The 16,242-nt window shown below is 51.7% G+C and carries 16 protein-coding genes, 6 tRNA genes and 1 rRNA gene; all 23 read left to right on the top strand.

Annotated elements, in window-relative coordinates; genetic code table 11:
- A 23S ribosomal RNA gene (locus AC0YNX_RS16470) occupies positions 1 to 91 on the top strand; the annotation flags it as partial.
- Between the two features lie 193 nt (positions 92 to 284).
- Positions 285 to 361 (top strand) — tRNA-Met (locus tag AC0YNX_RS16465).
- A gap of 9 nt (positions 362 to 370) precedes the next feature.
- Positions 371 to 446 (top strand) — tRNA-Val (locus AC0YNX_RS16460).
- 14 nt (positions 447 to 460) lie between these two features.
- Positions 461 to 537 (top strand) — tRNA-Asp (locus tag AC0YNX_RS16455).
- 16 nt (positions 538 to 553) lie between these two features.
- A tRNA-Phe gene (locus tag AC0YNX_RS16450) sits at positions 554 to 629 on the top strand.
- Between the two features lie 8 nt (positions 630 to 637).
- Positions 638 to 721 (top strand) — tRNA-Tyr (locus AC0YNX_RS16445).
- 12 nt (positions 722 to 733) lie between these two features.
- A tRNA-Lys gene (locus AC0YNX_RS16440) sits at positions 734 to 809 on the top strand.
- A 128-nt stretch (positions 810 to 937) separates the two neighbouring features.
- On the top strand, positions 938 to 1,879 hold the full coding sequence (locus AC0YNX_RS16435; RefSeq protein ID WP_475816743.1) for an MraY family glycosyltransferase: 942 nt from the start codon (positions 938 to 940) through the stop codon (positions 1,877 to 1,879).
- A 111-nt stretch (positions 1,880 to 1,990) separates the two neighbouring features.
- A complete protein-coding gene (locus AC0YNX_RS16430) occupies positions 1,991 to 3,127 on the top strand; it encodes a PucR family transcriptional regulator (RefSeq protein WP_475816742.1) in 1,137 nt (378 codons plus the stop codon).
- A 91-nt stretch (positions 3,128 to 3,218) separates the two neighbouring features.
- Positions 3,219 to 4,340 carry an ABC transporter ATP-binding protein gene (locus AC0YNX_RS16425; protein ID WP_475816741.1) on the top strand — a complete coding sequence of 374 codons (1,122 nt, stop codon included), beginning with the start codon at positions 3,219 to 3,221 and terminating at the stop codon, positions 4,338 to 4,340.
- A gap of 153 nt (positions 4,341 to 4,493) precedes the next feature.
- Entirely contained in the window at positions 4,494 to 5,432 is a 939-nt protein-coding gene (hprK, locus tag AC0YNX_RS16420; RefSeq protein WP_475816740.1) for an HPr(Ser) kinase/phosphatase, read from the top strand.
- Between the two features lie 67 nt (positions 5,433 to 5,499).
- Positions 5,500 to 6,540, top strand: coding sequence for a prolipoprotein diacylglyceryl transferase (gene lgt / locus AC0YNX_RS16415; protein ID WP_475816739.1), 1,041 nt, complete (start codon positions 5,500 to 5,502; stop codon positions 6,538 to 6,540).
- 10 nt (positions 6,541 to 6,550) lie between these two features.
- Complete coding sequence (gene ppaX, locus AC0YNX_RS16410; RefSeq protein WP_475816738.1) at positions 6,551 to 7,207, top strand: pyrophosphatase PpaX; 657 nt, start codon at positions 6,551 to 6,553, stop codon at positions 7,205 to 7,207.
- A 6-nt stretch (positions 7,208 to 7,213) separates the two neighbouring features.
- Positions 7,214 to 7,696 (top strand): acyltransferase, encoded by a 483-nt coding sequence (locus tag AC0YNX_RS16405; RefSeq protein WP_475816737.1) that lies wholly within the window; start codon positions 7,214 to 7,216, stop codon positions 7,694 to 7,696.
- Positions 7,697 to 7,712: 16 nt separating this feature from the next.
- Positions 7,713 to 8,825 (top strand): polysaccharide deacetylase family protein, encoded by a 1,113-nt coding sequence (locus tag AC0YNX_RS16400; protein ID WP_475816736.1) that lies wholly within the window; start codon positions 7,713 to 7,715, stop codon positions 8,823 to 8,825.
- Positions 8,826 to 8,968: 143 nt separating this feature from the next.
- Positions 8,969 to 10,225, top strand: coding sequence for an ATP phosphoribosyltransferase regulatory subunit (locus AC0YNX_RS16395; protein ID WP_475816735.1), 1,257 nt, complete (start codon positions 8,969 to 8,971; stop codon positions 10,223 to 10,225).
- Positions 10,222 to 10,875 carry an ATP phosphoribosyltransferase gene (gene hisG, locus AC0YNX_RS16390; protein WP_475816734.1) on the top strand — a complete coding sequence of 218 codons (654 nt, stop codon included), beginning with the start codon at positions 10,222 to 10,224 and terminating at the stop codon, positions 10,873 to 10,875. Before AC0YNX_RS16395 ends, hisG begins: the two co-directional genes overlap by 4 nt.
- Before the next feature lie 28 nt (positions 10,876 to 10,903).
- Positions 10,904 to 12,187 (top strand): histidinol dehydrogenase, encoded by a 1,284-nt coding sequence (hisD, locus tag AC0YNX_RS16385; RefSeq protein ID WP_475816733.1) that lies wholly within the window; start codon positions 10,904 to 10,906, stop codon positions 12,185 to 12,187.
- A 57-nt stretch (positions 12,188 to 12,244) separates the two neighbouring features.
- On the top strand, positions 12,245 to 12,844 hold the full coding sequence (hisB, locus tag AC0YNX_RS16380) for an imidazoleglycerol-phosphate dehydratase HisB (protein ID WP_475816732.1): 600 nt from the start codon (positions 12,245 to 12,247) through the stop codon (positions 12,842 to 12,844).
- Between the two features lies 1 nt (position 12,845).
- Positions 12,846 to 13,469 carry an imidazole glycerol phosphate synthase subunit HisH gene (gene hisH / locus AC0YNX_RS16375; RefSeq protein WP_475816731.1) on the top strand — a complete coding sequence of 208 codons (624 nt, stop codon included), beginning with the start codon at positions 12,846 to 12,848 and terminating at the stop codon, positions 13,467 to 13,469.
- A gap of 64 nt (positions 13,470 to 13,533) precedes the next feature.
- Complete coding sequence (gene hisF / locus AC0YNX_RS16370; protein WP_475816730.1) at positions 13,534 to 14,292, top strand: imidazole glycerol phosphate synthase subunit HisF; 759 nt, start codon at positions 13,534 to 13,536, stop codon at positions 14,290 to 14,292.
- Complete coding sequence (hisIE, locus tag AC0YNX_RS16365; protein ID WP_475816729.1) at positions 14,289 to 14,960, top strand: bifunctional phosphoribosyl-AMP cyclohydrolase/phosphoribosyl-ATP diphosphatase HisIE; 672 nt, start codon at positions 14,289 to 14,291, stop codon at positions 14,958 to 14,960. The genes hisF and hisIE overlap by 4 nt, the downstream gene beginning before the upstream one ends.
- A 278-nt stretch (positions 14,961 to 15,238) precedes the next feature.
- Entirely contained in the window at positions 15,239 to 16,189 is a 951-nt protein-coding gene (locus AC0YNX_RS16360; protein WP_475816728.1) for a ribose-phosphate diphosphokinase, read from the top strand.
- Positions 16,190 to 16,242: the final 53 nt, after the last annotated feature.

The following is a 16,242-nucleotide window of genomic DNA, read 5'->3' as shown; positions in this document are numbered from 1 at the left end:
CCCCTGAAAGACGATCAGGTTGATAGGTTCGAGGTGGAAGCGCGGCAACGTGTGCAGCTGACGAATACTAATCGGTCGAGGGCTTATCCTAAATAAGTAAATCCAGCTAAGCAAGAAACCTTCGCAAAGGTTCGTATCCAGTTTTCAGGGCGCAATTAACTGATGAATAATCGACAAGCGCGGGTATTCAGAAGTGATTTGCAGAAACGTTTGGTTACGTTTTTACCTGACCTTTATGGCTGCCTCAGTCATAATGGACAAGCTTTACTTGAGGCAATTTGTGTGGCGGTGTAGCTCAGCTGGCTAGAGCATTCGGTTCATACCCGGAGGGTCGGGGGTTCGAGTCCCTTCGCCGCTACCACACCTATATGGAGGCTTAGCTCAGCTGGGAGAGCATCTGCCTTACAAGCAGAGGGTCGGCGGTTCGATCCCGTCAGCCTCCACCATATATTTTAAATGCGGAGCCGTGGTGTAGTGGCCCAACATGCCTGCCTGTCACGCAGGAGACCGCGGGTTCGAATCCCGTCGGCTCCGCCATTTAACTTAATAATTAGGCTCGGTAGCTCAGTTGGTAGAGCAGAGGACTGAAAATCCTCGTGTCGGCGGTTCGATTCCGTCCCGAGCCACCATGTAACATGGAGGGCTAGCGAAGTGGCCAAACGCGGGAGACTGTAAATCTCTTCCTTCGGGTTCGGTGGTTCAAATCCATCGCCCTCCACCATTCTCTTCATGAGAGCCATTAGCTCAGTTGGTAGAGCACCTGACTTTTAATCAGGGTGTCGTAGGTTCGAGTCCTACATGGCTCACCATTTCGATAACTAGTCAACCTGTAGGCCATGCGCCTGCAGGTTTTTTTGTTGTTTCCAGAGCTCTGACTATTTCATACCGCTGCGGGCAAACTGAACACAAAGGCTGCTTCAGGGGGTTATTAGAGACAATGGATTTCCTGTTATCTGCATTGTTGTGTTTTGCACTTGTCGCTGTATTAGTACCGATTCTTCGCAAATATGCGCTTCGGATGGGATTTGTGGATCGTCCTTCTGCCCGCAAAATCCACCGGACACCGATCCCGTTAATGGGCGGAGCTGCACTCTATGCAGGTGTTGTTGTTACGTTGTTTATTTTTCAAGGAGCTACAGCTCTTAGCATGACAATTGGCATCGGTGGGTTCATTCTTGTTGTCATTGGGCTTGCAGATGATGCAGCGAAGGCGAATGGGAATGAATTTCCGGTGTGGCCGCGTGTAGTTGTTTACATTGCAGCTTCCATTATCCCACTGTTATTTGATATCCGAATACAAGGTTTATCGGGCTTACACGGTACAATTGATTTTCCGTTCTGGTTGGAAGTAACCAGCTCGATAATTTGGGTGTTCGCGCTCATTAATATGATTAATTTCATTGATGGCGTAGATGGGCTTGCCTCAGGAGTGTCTACGTTATCGTCACTGACGCTCTTTATTGCGGCTCTGATGAAGCATCAATACCCAACGGCACTGCTTGCGGTTATTTTGGTGGGGGCGTGCTTAGCTTTTCTCATCTATAACTTCTATCCTGCACGAATATTCATGGGAGATGCCGGCGCTGCGTTTCTTGGATATACGCTGGCCGTTACAGCAGTGGACGGGGCTTTCAAGAGCGCGACACTTGTAACGGTTGCAGTTCCACTGCTGGCGCTTGGCGTACCCATTCTCGATACGGCTGTTGTGATGCTGCGCAGATTGCTTTCGGGCAAGGGCTTGCATCGAGCCGATAAGCTGCATACTCATCATGTACTTATGAGATGGGGGCTTACACAGATTCAGACGGTCTCCTTCATCTATCTTGTTGCGGCGCTGTTCTCCTTGCTTTCCATCGTCATACTGCTTGCTTTAAGCTGATTCAACCGCCTAATCTATGGTACAATGTGCAAAAAAGCACATTTATGCGCGATTTGTGTGGTACAATGAGCCAAAAAAGCGCATGAACGCGTATAGGATAGGGGCAAGCCGATGAGTGAAGCAAAGTGGATCAAGCAATTGCAAGCTGTCCTGGATTGCCCAGTCCGAGAGCTGCAGCTGCCAATCCAAGATTGGAACATGATGCTGGCAGATCAAATCGCTAATCAACCGCAAAAGCAGAACGCGGTTACAACCGGCGATTATGTAATCAGTCCTGAAGGCGCTGTGTGGTTCTTGCTACATGTAGAAACACAGTACGCCAGTTTACTTGAAGTGAACAGAGGCCAATTATCCGAGACAGAATTACGGCTTATTGGATGGACATTGGCCCAAATGATCGTTGATAAGGCGAAGAGTTATGAAGGCATACCAGAATCAGAGCGCTATGCGCGCGAGCTTGGAGCATGGATTGAAGAGCAGCTCGAGACGGGGGAACCGAAACAGCTTCTGCCGGATCGCTTCATGTCGAGAGGAAGACTGTTCTCCTCCATGATTCCGTTCTTGCTGGTATGTGAACAGGCTGAATCAGGACGAGCCAGCTACAGTGAGCTAGAGAAGCTGCTGCGGACGTTCCTCGCCGAAGAGGTTATGATTATTCCGCTTAAGGAGCAGGAGTGGCTGATTCTTGGCCCTATATCCTTAATTCATGATGCACAGCTCGAGGAACGGGATGATGAAGTCGAGGAGTCGGTGGAAGAGAGCTTAACATCCATTGTATCCGGGCTGCATGAGATGCTTTCTAGCGAATGGATCGGTGAATGCCACCTCGCGGTCGCACAGCCAATCTCTCCGACGAGCTCGATTGTCAGCACGACCGCATTGCTGAGGGAAACCGTTCATCTTGGGCGTGCATTCCACCTCGGTACGAATATTCATCTGCCTTGGCTGCTACATCTTGAGCGGCTGCTGGATACAATTCCGGAAACACAGCGGCTCAAATTCGTGGAGCAGGCGCTTAAGCGAAAGGATGCTTTTCTCGAGCCGGAGATCCTTACGACGCTTGAAACATTCTTCTCGCTCGATTGCAATGTTAGTGAAACAGCGAAGAAACTCTATATTCACCGCAATACACTGCTGTATAGGCTGGATAAGCTTAAACAGGAGACAGAACTCGACGTCAGGCAGTTCCGCGATGCGGTTCTCGTCAAAATTATATTGCTATTGTACAAAGTGACGAAAAGGGCGTAGTTTTTTTGTAAAGTATGTGCATAGTCATTGTGAGGGCGCTGATATACACTAAGTGTATTGAAAGACTACTACCGTTTAGGGGGAAATACAAATGGCTGGTGTACGCTTAGAGCATGTTTACAAAAAATACGCGGGTACTGATCTCGCTTCCGTAAAAGATTTCAACCTTGACATTAAAGACAAAGAATTCTTGGTTCTTGTCGGCCCATCCGGTTGCGGTAAATCCACAACACTTCGTATGATTGCTGGTCTGGAAGAAATCTCTGAAGGTAAACTGTTCATCGGCGAGCGTCTTGTAAATGACGTAGCACCTAAAGATCGCGATATCGCGATGGTATTCCAATCCTACGCGTTGTACCCACATATGAACGTATACCAAAACATGGCTTTTGGTCTGAAACTTCGTAAATTCAAAAAAGCAGAGATCGACAAACGTGTTCGTGAAGCTGCTAAAATTCTTGATATCGAGCACTTGCTTGAGCGTAAACCGAAAGCACTTTCCGGTGGTCAACGTCAGCGTGTTGCCCTAGGCCGTGCGATCGTTCGTGAACCACAAGTATTCTTGATGGATGAGCCGCTTTCCAACTTGGATGCGAAACTCCGTGGCCAAATGCGCGCAGAGATCTCCAAGCTTGCTAAACGTCTTGAAACAACTGTTATCTACGTAACGCATGACCAAATCGAAGCTATGACAATGGGTGATCGTATCGTCGTTATGAAAGACGGTATCATTCAACAAGCTGCTTCCCCGGAAGAGCTGTACAACCACCCAGTAAACATCTTCGTAGCAGGCTTTATCGGTGCACCTTCGATGAACTTCATCACAGGTACAGTAGCTGAAGCTGGCGGCGTTGTTCGCTTCAAATCGACCAACATTGATGTTCTTGTTCCAGACGGCAAAGCAGCGCAATTGCGTGAAAAAGGCCTGATCGGCAAAGAAATCATCCTTGGTATTCGTCCAGAGGATCTGCACGAAGAGCCAGTATTCCACGAGGCTTCCCCGCAAACAATCGTGAATGCTCACGTTGAAGTTGCTGAGAACCTTGGTCACGAAATGTTCCTGTACCTGAACGGTCTTGGCAAAGACACTGTAATCGCACGTGTTGACGGCCGCTCCGGTGTTAAAGAAGGTACAAACGTGAAGCTTGCTCTTGATATGAACAAAGTTCATGTCTTCGACAAAGAGACAGAACTGAACGTATTCGAAGCATAATTGATAAGGCGCTGAGCCTTTACAGACAACCGCCCGATCACAAATCGGGCGGTTGTTTTTATTGCGTTTTTTCGTTACGATAACAATAGCTGAATGAGAAAGAAATTACATATTAAATTCGTAGCTGGCTGCGACTGTTGAGGAGGCCAACCGATGGCTAAAAAGGTAAAAGTATCTGAGCTAATCAGTCAATTCCAGCTCGAAATATTAAGCGGTGAAGATGGGCTGCGCCGCAGCATTAGTGTTGATGACTTATCACGCCCAGGCCTTGAGATGGCAGGCTATTTTGAGTATTATCCGAAAGAACGGGTGCAAATTCTCGGAAGAACCGAACTGACTTTCATCGATACGCTGAGCAAACAAGAGCGGATGGATCGCATGGAACGGCTATGTGATGAGGAAACGCCTTGTTTCATCATTACACGCGGTATGGAAGCGCCAGCTGAGCTGCTTGAGCTGTCGAATCAGAAGCAAATTCCGGTACTTCGCAGCAATGCGGCAACGACGATTTTCTTAAGCCGGATTACGAACTTCCTGGAGCGTAAGCTCGCACCATCCGCTACCATTCACGGCGTTCTTGTCGATGTGTACGGTGTTGGAATGCTTATCACCGGCGGCAGCGGCATTGGTAAGAGTGAAACAGCGCTTGAGCTTGTGAAACGGAGCCATCGCCTGGTTGCGGATGATGCGGTTGAAATCCGCCAAACTTCGGATGGTCAATTGCACGGAACAGCGCCTGAGCTCATTCGGCATTTGCTTGAAATTCGCGGTCTAGGCATCATTAACGTTATGACATTGTTCGGCGCTGGTGCTGTCCGTAATATGAAGCGAATTAGCGTTGTCATTAAGCTTGAGAACTGGCAGGCGGACAAGCAGTACGACCGCCTCGGACTTGATGAAGAAACGACACGCATCATTGACACAGATGTACCGATTGTTACCGTTCCCGTTCGCCCAGGTCGAAACTTAGCGGTCATTATTGAAGTGGCAGCGATGAACTTCCGTTTGAAGCGGATGGGCTACAACGCGGCGCTCCAATTTACGAACAAGCTGACGGAGACAATTGCGGAAGATGCGGACGACTTTGATTGACCTGCATAAGCGCTAATTGCCTTGCGTTCTGTATGATTATTCATGTGAGAGAAGGAGCCTGTGACGTATGTTTGGATTACGGTTAGATCCTATTGCTTTTTCCATTGGCGCTATTAGCGTGCACTGGTACGGTATCATTCTTGGAACCGCGGCGCTCGTAGGCTTGCTCCTTGCCGTTCGCGAAGGCAAGCGGTTCGGCTTGTCGCCTGACTTCTTTATGGACTTGCTGCTGCTTGGCGTTCCATCAGCAATTGTAGGCGCCCGAATATACTATGTTATGTTCACTTGGGATGAATATAAGAGCAACCCGCTGGACGTATTCAAGATTTGGCATGGCGGTATTGCGATCTATGGCGCGCTTATTGGCGCATTCGTCTGTGGTATTATTTATTTCCGCGTTAAAGGATACAGCTTCTGGCGTGTTGCTGATATCTGTGCGCCATCGCTTATTGCGGGTCAAATGATCGGCCGTTGGGGCAACTTCGTCAATCAGGAAGCGTTCGGCGGACCTGTAGAAGAATCTTTTCTACGTCACACACTTCACCTGCCGAACTGGATAGTCGACCAGATGTTAGTCGATACAGACAGCTTGTATCATCATCCGACATTCCTGTATGAGTCGCTGTGGAACCTGCTCGGCTTGATCCTGCTGCTCGTTATTCGCCGCCGTCCATTCTTGCGTGCCGGTGAATTGCTGTTCAGCTACTTTATCTGGTATTCAATCGGGCGCTTCTTCATCGAAGGCCTTCGTACAGATAGCCTTGCATTCCATGGCGCGGCATGGGCTGCGAATGTAATGGATGCACTTTGGTCGCCGATGAAACTGTTCGGATTCGATCCTGGTTTCTTGAATCCGGCTGAAGGCAATATTCGAATTTCTCAGCTTATTTCCGTTCTGCTTATCATTGCAGCAGTCATTCTCATTATTGGCCGTCGTACGACTGGCGAAGCGAGGGTGCGGTACAGCGATCCGATTATTAACTTCAAATCTGGCCTGCCTGCTGGTGCAGAAGTAACTGCGAAGCAGACAGCCGCTCCTGCTGTAAGCCGTGAAGACGTGAAAGATCAATCGGACGATGCGGGCAATGACTCATCAATAAAGGAGTAACACAATTAGCATGACAACAACGATTAAGACAATGCTGTTTGATCTGGACGGCACGATTATGGATACGAATGAACTGATTATTCAATCGTTCATTCACTCGCTGAAGGGAATCGTGCCTCCAGAGTTCGATCGTGAGCACATTATTCCGAGCATGGGACAGCCGCTGACGAAACAGATGCAGCTGTTCTCCGGCCGCGAAGATGTGACTGATTTGGTTGCCGCATATCGCGAGATCAATCTGAAGATGCACGATGATTATGTAACAGCCTTTCCCTATGTTCGGGAAGTGTTTGCCAAGCTGCATGAAGCGGGTATTAGAATCGGAATTGTGACGACGAAGATGCGGCTCACGACAGAGCGCGGACTGCGTTATGTCGGATTGTATGAATATGTGGAGCCAGGCGCAATCGTGACGATTGAAGATGTCGAGCATCCGAAACCACACCCTGAGCCGGTGCAGAAGGCGCTTGAGCTGCTTGGGGCTGATCCGAAGACGGCGATGATGGTCGGGGACAGCGGCGTAGACATCGAATCCGCTGAAGCCGCCGGTGTTGTGTCAGTCGGCGTTGCATGGTCGCTCAAGGGTGAAGCGAAGCTGAGGGAGAGCGGAGCGCGTCATATTATTCATGACATGCGCGATTTGTACGCATTCGTGGGATTGGAGTAAAGCTCCATGAGAAATGTTGAACGCTATCCGGTCGAAGGGCCGAACGCTTTATGGCAAGTGTATCGTACAGTCAGCCGGGTCAAAGCAATACGTAATTTCGTGTTTATACAAGTGGCGCGCTACTGTCCGTCTCTGCCGGTGAAAAATTGGATCTACCGGCATGTGCTCGGCATGCAGGTAGGGCGCCACTGCGCTTTTGCGCTCATGGTGATGGTGGACGTGTTCTTCCCCGAGAAGATATCTGTCGGAGAGAATTCAATCATAGGCTACAATACGACGATACTGACGCATGAGTATTTGATTAAGGAGTACCGGCTCGGTGAAGTGCGGATTGGCGCTAACGTGATGATCGGAGCGAATACGACGATTCTGCCCGGCGTGACCATTGGCGACGGTGCGATTGTAGCAGCAGGATCAGTCGTGCATAAAGATGTACCGGCAGGCGCTTTTGTCGGAGGCAATCCCATCAGAGACATTCGGAAGTCATAAGGAGTATGGTTTCATCATGAATCGTAAAATTATTGCCGTATCGGTATTGTTCATTGTTGCAGCGTTGTTTACAGGCGGCTATTACATGCATGTTAGAGGACGCAATCATTCGGCGAATACAACGAGTCAGGCTAACCAGGGCAGCGCTGCAAGAAGAGCAGAATCAGGGACAGCAAGGCGCAGAAGCGGTACGTCCACACAGCCGGGGGCGTACTACAGCAATAAGGTTATTGTGTTGATGTATCATGAGGTTGCTGCAGTGCCGAAGGACGACAAGGCGTTACCGCTGAAGAAGTTCGAGCAGCAACTGGTTATGATGAAAGCAGACGATTTCCACTGGATTACGATGAAACAGTATGAACAGTTTATTTTGCATGGAGCTCCTATTCCGAATAATGCCGTCCTGATGACCTTCGATGATGGTTATGAATCGTATTACACGGATACGTATCCGGTTCTGAAGAAGTATCATGTACCGGCGACGAATTTCTTGATTGTGAACACGATCGGCAATCCGCATCATATCGGCATCCCGAAGCTGAACTGGCAGCAGGTCGAGGAGATGCACAAGAACGGTTATGATTTCTTCAACCATACGTTTGATTCCCATCTCTACGTCGCCTATGACGCCACTGGCAAAAAGCAGAAGCCTGCGCTCGCGTCACCGATGTATCTGAAAGCCAAGCATCGCAAGGAAACGGCAAAGGAATATCGGAAGCGGGTCACGTCGGATTTGGCGGAAGCCAATACGATTCTGGCACAGAAGCTTGGGGATGATGAGGATAAAATTGTCGCATTCCCGTACGGAGCCTTCAACAAGCAGGTGCTGGGTATTTGTCGTAAGCTTGGCATTCGCATTACATTCACAGTGAAGAGCGGCATAAACGCGGAGGGCCAAACGAATGGTTATCGTGTCAACGCCGGAGGTATCGACGATAATCCGGACACCTTGATCCAAGTCATGAAACAGGGGGGTCACTCTTCGGAGACGGAGAAGGGGACGCCCCTTTTCCTTATCCAATTAGGGGTATTCGGAACGGGCATAATCGGCCTGGTGCTGATACGGATGCTAATTGGCGCATGGGAAGACAAGCATGGACGCCGGCTATTCAGGAAGCGTGCCAGCTAAAGCCAGCAATTGGGCATGGTATACAGGAAAATGCTGTATTGACGGATAGATGGGTGCATGGTATTATTACGACTAATCCTTTATTTTGGTAGTAAGGTAACATGGTAACACGTTAACAAACTAAAGTGTCGGTGGTGAATATCGTGTCCAAACCGAAGGTGTTTGAGAAACCGATTGGGGTTAAAGATTATTTGCCGCATGCGGTTGTGAAACTAAGACAAATCGAGAATCAGGTGCTGGCTTGCATGAGCTCATGGGGTTACGAGCAAATCATGACGCCTACGATGGAATATTACGATACAGTTGGCGTTGCGAGTTCGACGTCAGATCAGAAGCTGTTCAAGTTGCTTAATAACCGGGGTACAACACTCGTGCTCCGCTCCGATATGACGGCTCCGATTGCGCGGGTTGTCGCATCTGTATTGAAAGACGTGCAATTCCCGATCCGCTTGTCCTATCATTCGAATGTGTTTCGCGCGATTGAGGAGGAAGCGGGACGTGAGGCGGAGTTCTTCCAGACTGGCGTGGAGCTTGTCGGCGACGCCTCTGCGGAGGCGGATGCCGAGGTTGTCGCGCTTGCGATTGCTTCGCTTAAAGCAGCCGGTGTCAGCCGCTTCAAAATTGCAATTGGTCACGTTGGTTTCTTGAACGGGCTGTTCGAAGAGGCGCTCCCTGGGCAACCGGAAGCGCAGGAAGAGCTGAAAGCTTATCTGCTCGGCCGCGATTATGTGGGCTACAGAGAATGCTTGCGAGGCCTTACGCTGCCTTGGCAGATGCGCCTCGAGCTTGAAGGCATTATCCGCTTGCGCGGCGGGCAGGAGATCTGTGATCAAGCGATGGCGCTTAGCCTTGATGCAACGGCTCAGGCATCGATCAAGCATCTGTGCGAGATGTGGGATGTGCTCGATGCGTACGGCGTTCGCGAGCATGTGCTGATCGATCTGACGATGATTGGTGATTTTAAATACTATACAGGCATGACATTCGAAGGCTATGCGGCGGATCTTGGATTCCCGGTAGCAAGCGGCGGCCGTTATGATAATCTGCTGCAGCAGTTCGGACGTCCTGCGCCGGCAACAGGGTTCGCGCTTAAGACAACGCGCATTCTGGAGCTTATCGGAGATGCGGCTGGCGAAACGACAGAGCAGAAGATTCTCATTGGCTATGATGCAGAGGGACGTCAGGCTGCATTGGCAAAAGCACGTGAATTGCGTGAATCAACGGCTGCGTCGGAATCTGCAGCAGTCGTTGTCGTGACTGAACGTATGGATACAGCGGCTCAGCAAGCAACACAAGATGCCGTTAATGCGGCGGACGGCGGTCCATTGCAATATAAAGGCGTTACGTTTACGAAGCTGCTAACCTACTTTGGCGGCGCACAAGGAGGGACAGCGAAATGAGTACAAACGGAGAGCGCGAGCTGCTGAAGGTTGCGATGCCGAAGGGCCGCATCTATAAAGTGGCGTCAAAGCTGTTCCGCGAAGCGGGCGTGCCGATTCCGAGCGACTTCGACGATACGCGCAAGCTCATTATCGAGCTGCCGGAAGCGGGCATGTCGTTCATTATGGCGAAGCCGGTCGATGTTCCGACGTACGTGGAGTATGGCGTTGCCGATATCGGTATCGTCGGTAAGGACGTCTTGATGGAAGAGAACAAGGACGTCTACGAGCTGCTTGACCTTGGCATAGCCAAATGCCGCATGTCCGTTATTGGACTGCCGGATTGGAAGCCGGTCATTCATCCACGAGTGGCAACGAAGTATCCGAACGTAGCATCGCAATACTTCCGTGAGCTGGGGCAGCAGGTTGAAGTGATCAAGCTGAACGGCTCGATCGAGCTGGCGCCATTAATCGGGCTTGCTGATCGGATCGTCGATATGGTGGAGACTGGTCAGACGCTCCGCGAGAACGGACTTGTGGAGATGGAACAGATCTTCGGCATTACGAGCCGCCTCATCGCAAACCGGGTCAGCTACCGGATGAAGAACGATGCGATTCAGAGTTTATGCGATAAGCTGCAGCATGCGATTGCGGCGAATGCAGTTAGATAGCAGGGAAGCGTGAAGGGAGAGAATGCGTATGCGTAAGCTTCGTGCGGAGCAGTTTGGCTTAACGCGCAAGGTGGACTACGGGTCACCGGAGCAAAATGAATCGGTTCGCCAAATCGTCGAAGGGGTGCGAACCGAAGGAGATGCGGCACTGCTGCGCTATACGGAGCTGCATGACCGCGTAAGCTTGACCGCGGCGGAGCTGCGCGTAACGGATAGCGAAATCCAGGCCGCTTATGACCATGTCGATGCGGCGTTCCTGACCGCGATCCGTGAAGCTGCGGAGAACATCCGCAAGTTTCACGAGAAGCAGCTGCGCCAGTCATGGGTGGACGTTCAACCGGACGGCACGATGCTCGGTCAGCTGCTGAGACCGCTGAAGCGCGTCGGCGTCTATGTGCCTGGCGGCAAGGCGGCGTACCCTTCCTCGGTGCTGATGAATGTCATTCCAGCACAGGTTGCGGGCGTGCCTGAGATCGTCATGGTGACGCCTCCGGCAACAGGCGGCAAATCTGGTATTGACCCGTACATTCTCGTCGCGGCTGCGGAAGCGGGCGTGAAGGAGATGTACCGCGTTGGCGGCGCGCAAGCGGTGGCCGCGCTCGCATACGGCACGGACACGATTCCGCCGGTGGACAAGATCTGCGGTCCCGGCAACATCTATGTCGCGCTTGCGAAACGCTCGGTATACGGCGTTGTCGCAATCGACAGCATCGCCGGCCCGAGCGAAATCGTCGTGCTGGCGGATGAGACGGCTGACCCTGCGTACGTCGCAGCTGATCTGCTGTCGCAGGCGGAGCATGACGAGATGGCGTCGGCGATTCTCGTGACGACATCGGAGAAGCTCGGCGATGCCGTTGCTGCAGAAGTGGAGCGCCAGCTTGCGACGCTTCCTCGCGAAGGAACGGCTAGACAGTCCATTAACGACTACGGCGCGATTCTGATCGCCGAGTCGATGAATGAAGCGATCGACGCCGTCAACCGGATGGCTCCGGAGCATCTGGAGATTATGACGGCAGAGCCGATGGCGCTGCTTGGCCGAATCGAGAACGCGGGTGCGATCTTCGTTGGCCCGTACAGCTCGGAGCCGGTTGGGGATTATTTTGCCGGACCGAATCATATTCTGCCGACGAATGGTACAGCGCGGTTCTCCTCGCCGGTGAACGTGGACGATTTCGTCAAGAAGTCGAGTCTGATCTATTACAGCAAGGACGCGCTGCTTGCGAGCGGCGACCAAATCATGACCCTTGCCCGGCATGAAGGGCTCGAAGCGCATGCGAGAGCGATTGAAATTCGTTTGGAGCGGGAGCGTTAAGCGATAAGCTTGTGCGCCCCGTCAAAATATAGGCTATCTGGAAAGAAGGATGCATTCATGGCAGAGAACGTGATCCGTGCCTCCGAAGTGGCGCGCAAAACGAATGAAACGGATATTAAACTGGCGTTTGCAGTTGACGGCAGCGGCACAGCGAAGCTCGAAACGGACGTACCTTTCCTGAACCACATGCTGGATCTGTTCACGAAACACGGCCAATTCGACCTGACGGTTGAAGCGACAGGCGACGTGGATATCGACGATCACCATACGGTTGAGGATATCGGTATCTGCCTCGGCCAGACGATCCGCGAGGCGCTTGGCGACAAACGCGGCATCAAGCGGTATGCTTCGGTATTCGTGCCGATGGACGAGGCGCTTGCACAAGTCGTCATCGACATCAGCAACCGTCCGCATTTTGAGTACCGTGCGCAGTATCCGTCCCAGCAAGTGGGCAGCTTCCAAGTGGAGCTTGTGCATGAGTTTCTGTGGAAGCTTGCGCTTGAAGCGCGCATGACGCTGCACGTCATCGTGCACTACGGAGCGAACACGCATCACATGATCGAAGCGGTATTCAAGGCGCTTGGCCGCGCGCTCGATGAAGCGACAAGCATTGACCCGCGCGTGCAAGGAGTGCCTTCGACGAAAGGAGTGCTGTAGGATGATCGCGATCATCGATTACGGCATGGGGAACCTCCACAGCGTTAGCAAAGCGGTTGAACGGCTCGGCTACGAGACGATCATTACGGCGGACGCCAAAGAGATCATGGAGGCGGACGGAGCTATTCTGCCAGGCGTGGGCGCTTTCGGCGATGCGATGCAGAATTTGCAGAACACCGGTCTTGATGAAGTGACCAAGTTCTACGCTGCTTCCGGCAAGCCGCTGCTCGGCATTTGCCTCGGCATGCAGCTGCTGTTCAGCGAGAGCGAGGAGTATGGCCGCCACGAAGGGCTTAACCTGCTGCCTGGAACGGTCATCCGTTTCCAAGGTGATTTCAAGGTCCCTCATATGGGCTGGAACAAGCTCGACTTCAAGCAGCAACAAAGCCCATTGTTCGAGGATCTGGCTCCGGGCCATGTCTACTTCGTGCACTCGTTCCACGCAAAGCCAGAGCGTTCTTCGGACCTGCTCGCCACAACAGACTACAATGGTCAGGTGACGGCGATTGTCGGCCGCGGCAACGTGTACGGCATGCAGTTTCATCCGGAGAAAAGCGGCGAGCTCGGCATGAGCCTGCTGCGTAATTTTCTTGCATTAACGGTAGCGCGAGAAACGGTTCGTTAACGCGTGAAGGCTATTTTCCACTTTCGCGCAAACGAACCTGTAAGAGAAGGGAGGCGGCATATTCATGCTAGCCAAACGTATTATTCCATGTCTTGATGTCAAAGACGGTCGCGTCGTCAAAGGGGTTAATTTCGTCAATTTGCGCGATGCCGGCGATCCGGTGGAGCTTGCGGCGACTTATGACAAGGAAGGCGCGGACGAGCTTGTATTCCTTGATATTTCCGCATCGGTAGAAGGCCGGGCGACGATGATCGAAGTGGTCAAACGGACAGCCGGCGAAATTACGATTCCGTTCACCGTAGGCGGGGGCATCTCGCATGTTGATGACATGAAGCGGCTGCTTCGCGCAGGCGCTGATAAGATCGGCATTAACACGGCAGCTGTGAAGAACCGCGATCTCGTGAAGGACGGCGCACGCAAGTTCGGTTCGCAGTGCATCGTCGTTGCGATCGACGCGAAGTTCAATCCGGCGTGGGGCGAATGGGAAGTGTACACGCACGGCGGACGGACGGCGACGGGCATTAAGGCGCTTGCTTGGGCGAAGGAAGTCGAGTTGCTCGGAGCGGGAGAGATTCTGCTGACGAGCATGGATGCGGACGGTACGAAGGACGGCTTCGACATTAAGCTGACGCAGGCGGTGTCCGATTCGCTCAGCATTCCGGTTATCGCCTCAGGCGGTGCGGGTAAGGTCGAGCATTTCTATGATGTATTCCAGCAGGGGCACGCGGATGCAGGCCTTGCAGCAACGATATTCCACTACAAAGAGATGACGATCCGCGAAGTGAAGGATGATTTGCGGTTGAAAGGAGTCGAGATCCGGTGAGTACGAATACGAATTCGATTAAATGGAACGAAGCGGGACTGGTCCCAGCCATCGTGCAGGACGCAATCAGCAAAGAAGTGCTGATGATGGCTTATATGAATGAGGAATCCTATGCTCGTTCCATCGAGACAGGAGAGACGTGGTTCTGGAGCCGTTCACGCGGCGAGCTGTGGCACAAAGGCGCAACGAGTGGAAACACGCAGCGCATCGTATCGATGCATTATGATTGCGATGGTGATACACTGCTTGTACGCGTTGCACAGAACGGGCCGGCTTGCCATAACGGTACGTACAGCTGCTTCACGAATGCAGTGGAAGGCGTGAAAGACGCTGCTACTGCCGGTGGTGAGCCGCTGCAGACGGGCGATCGCTTCGCGATGCTGAACCAACTGGAAGCGACGATTGCGCAGCGTTATATCGAGCGTCCGGAAGGCGCTTATACGACGTATCTGTTCGAGAAAGGCGTCGATAAGATCCTGAAGAAGGTTGGCGAAGAGTCGGCGGAAGTTATTATTGCCGCGAAGAACAAAGATAATGACGAGCTGCGCTGCGAAGCCAGTGACCTTGTCTTCCATCTGATGGTTCTGCTCCGCGAACGCGGACTGTCGCTCGATGAAGTCATGGCCGAACTCAATCGTCGCCATAATAAATCAAAGCAGTCTTCCTAGGACAAGGACAGGCAGCTGCTTCTTATGAGACCGAGCCTCCATGACGAGCGCTCGGTTTTCTATGGCATTTGCCATACAATGTTCATACAATGCGGACAAACCGCGTGAGATGTTGCATGAGGTCGAGTGCAGGCAAATAGCGGAGATAAGCCCGTCTATAGTGCTTTTGTTCGTTTTTTGAATTATGAAGATTTCCATGTATAATGAAGGGTGTCGAAAGAAGCGGTTTTTGTTAGCATATAAATTAAAGTGGTCTAATCGCTCAGGAGGGTATAATTTTGTTTAGCGACAAGCTACGTATTTTCTCGGGTTCCTCGAATCCCAAACTAGCTGCACAGATCTGTGAGAATCTTGGTGTGCAGCTCGGTAAGATCAAACTGTCTCGTTTCAAAAGCGGTGAAATTTACGTTCACTATGAGGAAACGATCCGTAACTGTGACGTTTTCCTTGTACAGTCGTTCTCCCACCCGATCAATGATCATTTTGTCGAGCTGCTCGTGATGATCGATGCGGCGAAGCGTGCTTCCGCACGTACCGTCAACATCATCGTTCCGTATTACGGCTATGCACGTCAAGAGCGCAAGGCTGCTCCGCGTGAACCGATCTCGGCTAAAATGCTTGCGGACGTGCTTACGACTGTTGGTGCGAACCGCGTCATCACGATCGATCTACATGCACCTGCTATCCAAGGGTTCTTCAATATCCCTGTGGATCATCTGACGGGTCTTGATCTGATCAGTGACTATTTGAAAACGAAAAACATTAAAAATCCGGTTGTTGTTTCTCCGGATGCTGGCCGCGCCTCGACTGCCGAGAAGCTGGCTAACTATCTGGATGCACCGTTCGCTATCATGATTAAGAAACGTCCGGCGCATAACGAATCTGTCATCACGCACGTTATCGGTGATGTAACAGGTCAAACACCGATTATTATCGAGGACCTGATTGATACGGGCACAACGATCGTGAACGTCGTTGAAGGTCTGAAGGAACGCGGTGCTGAAGATGTGTATGTGTGCGCGACGCACCCTCTCTTCTCCGGCCCTGCACTGCAGCGATTGGATCACCCGAATATTAAAGAAGTCGTCGTAACGGACACGATTGCATTGCCAGAGGATCATTCCGATCGGTTTACCGTCCTTTCGGTAGCGCCGATTCTGGCAGAGACAACACGCATCATTCTTGAGGGCGGCTCAATCAGCACACTCTTCAAGAATGCTGGAATCTAGAACACATAGGGGCTCGCGTTCATCGCGGCCGATAATCGAAATCGCGGGCCTAT

The sequence above is a fragment of the Paenibacillus sp. J31R98 genome (assembly GCF_056269245.1).
Note: the sequence above shows the minus strand (reverse complement) of the source record. Positions and strands in the feature narration are given on the sequence as shown.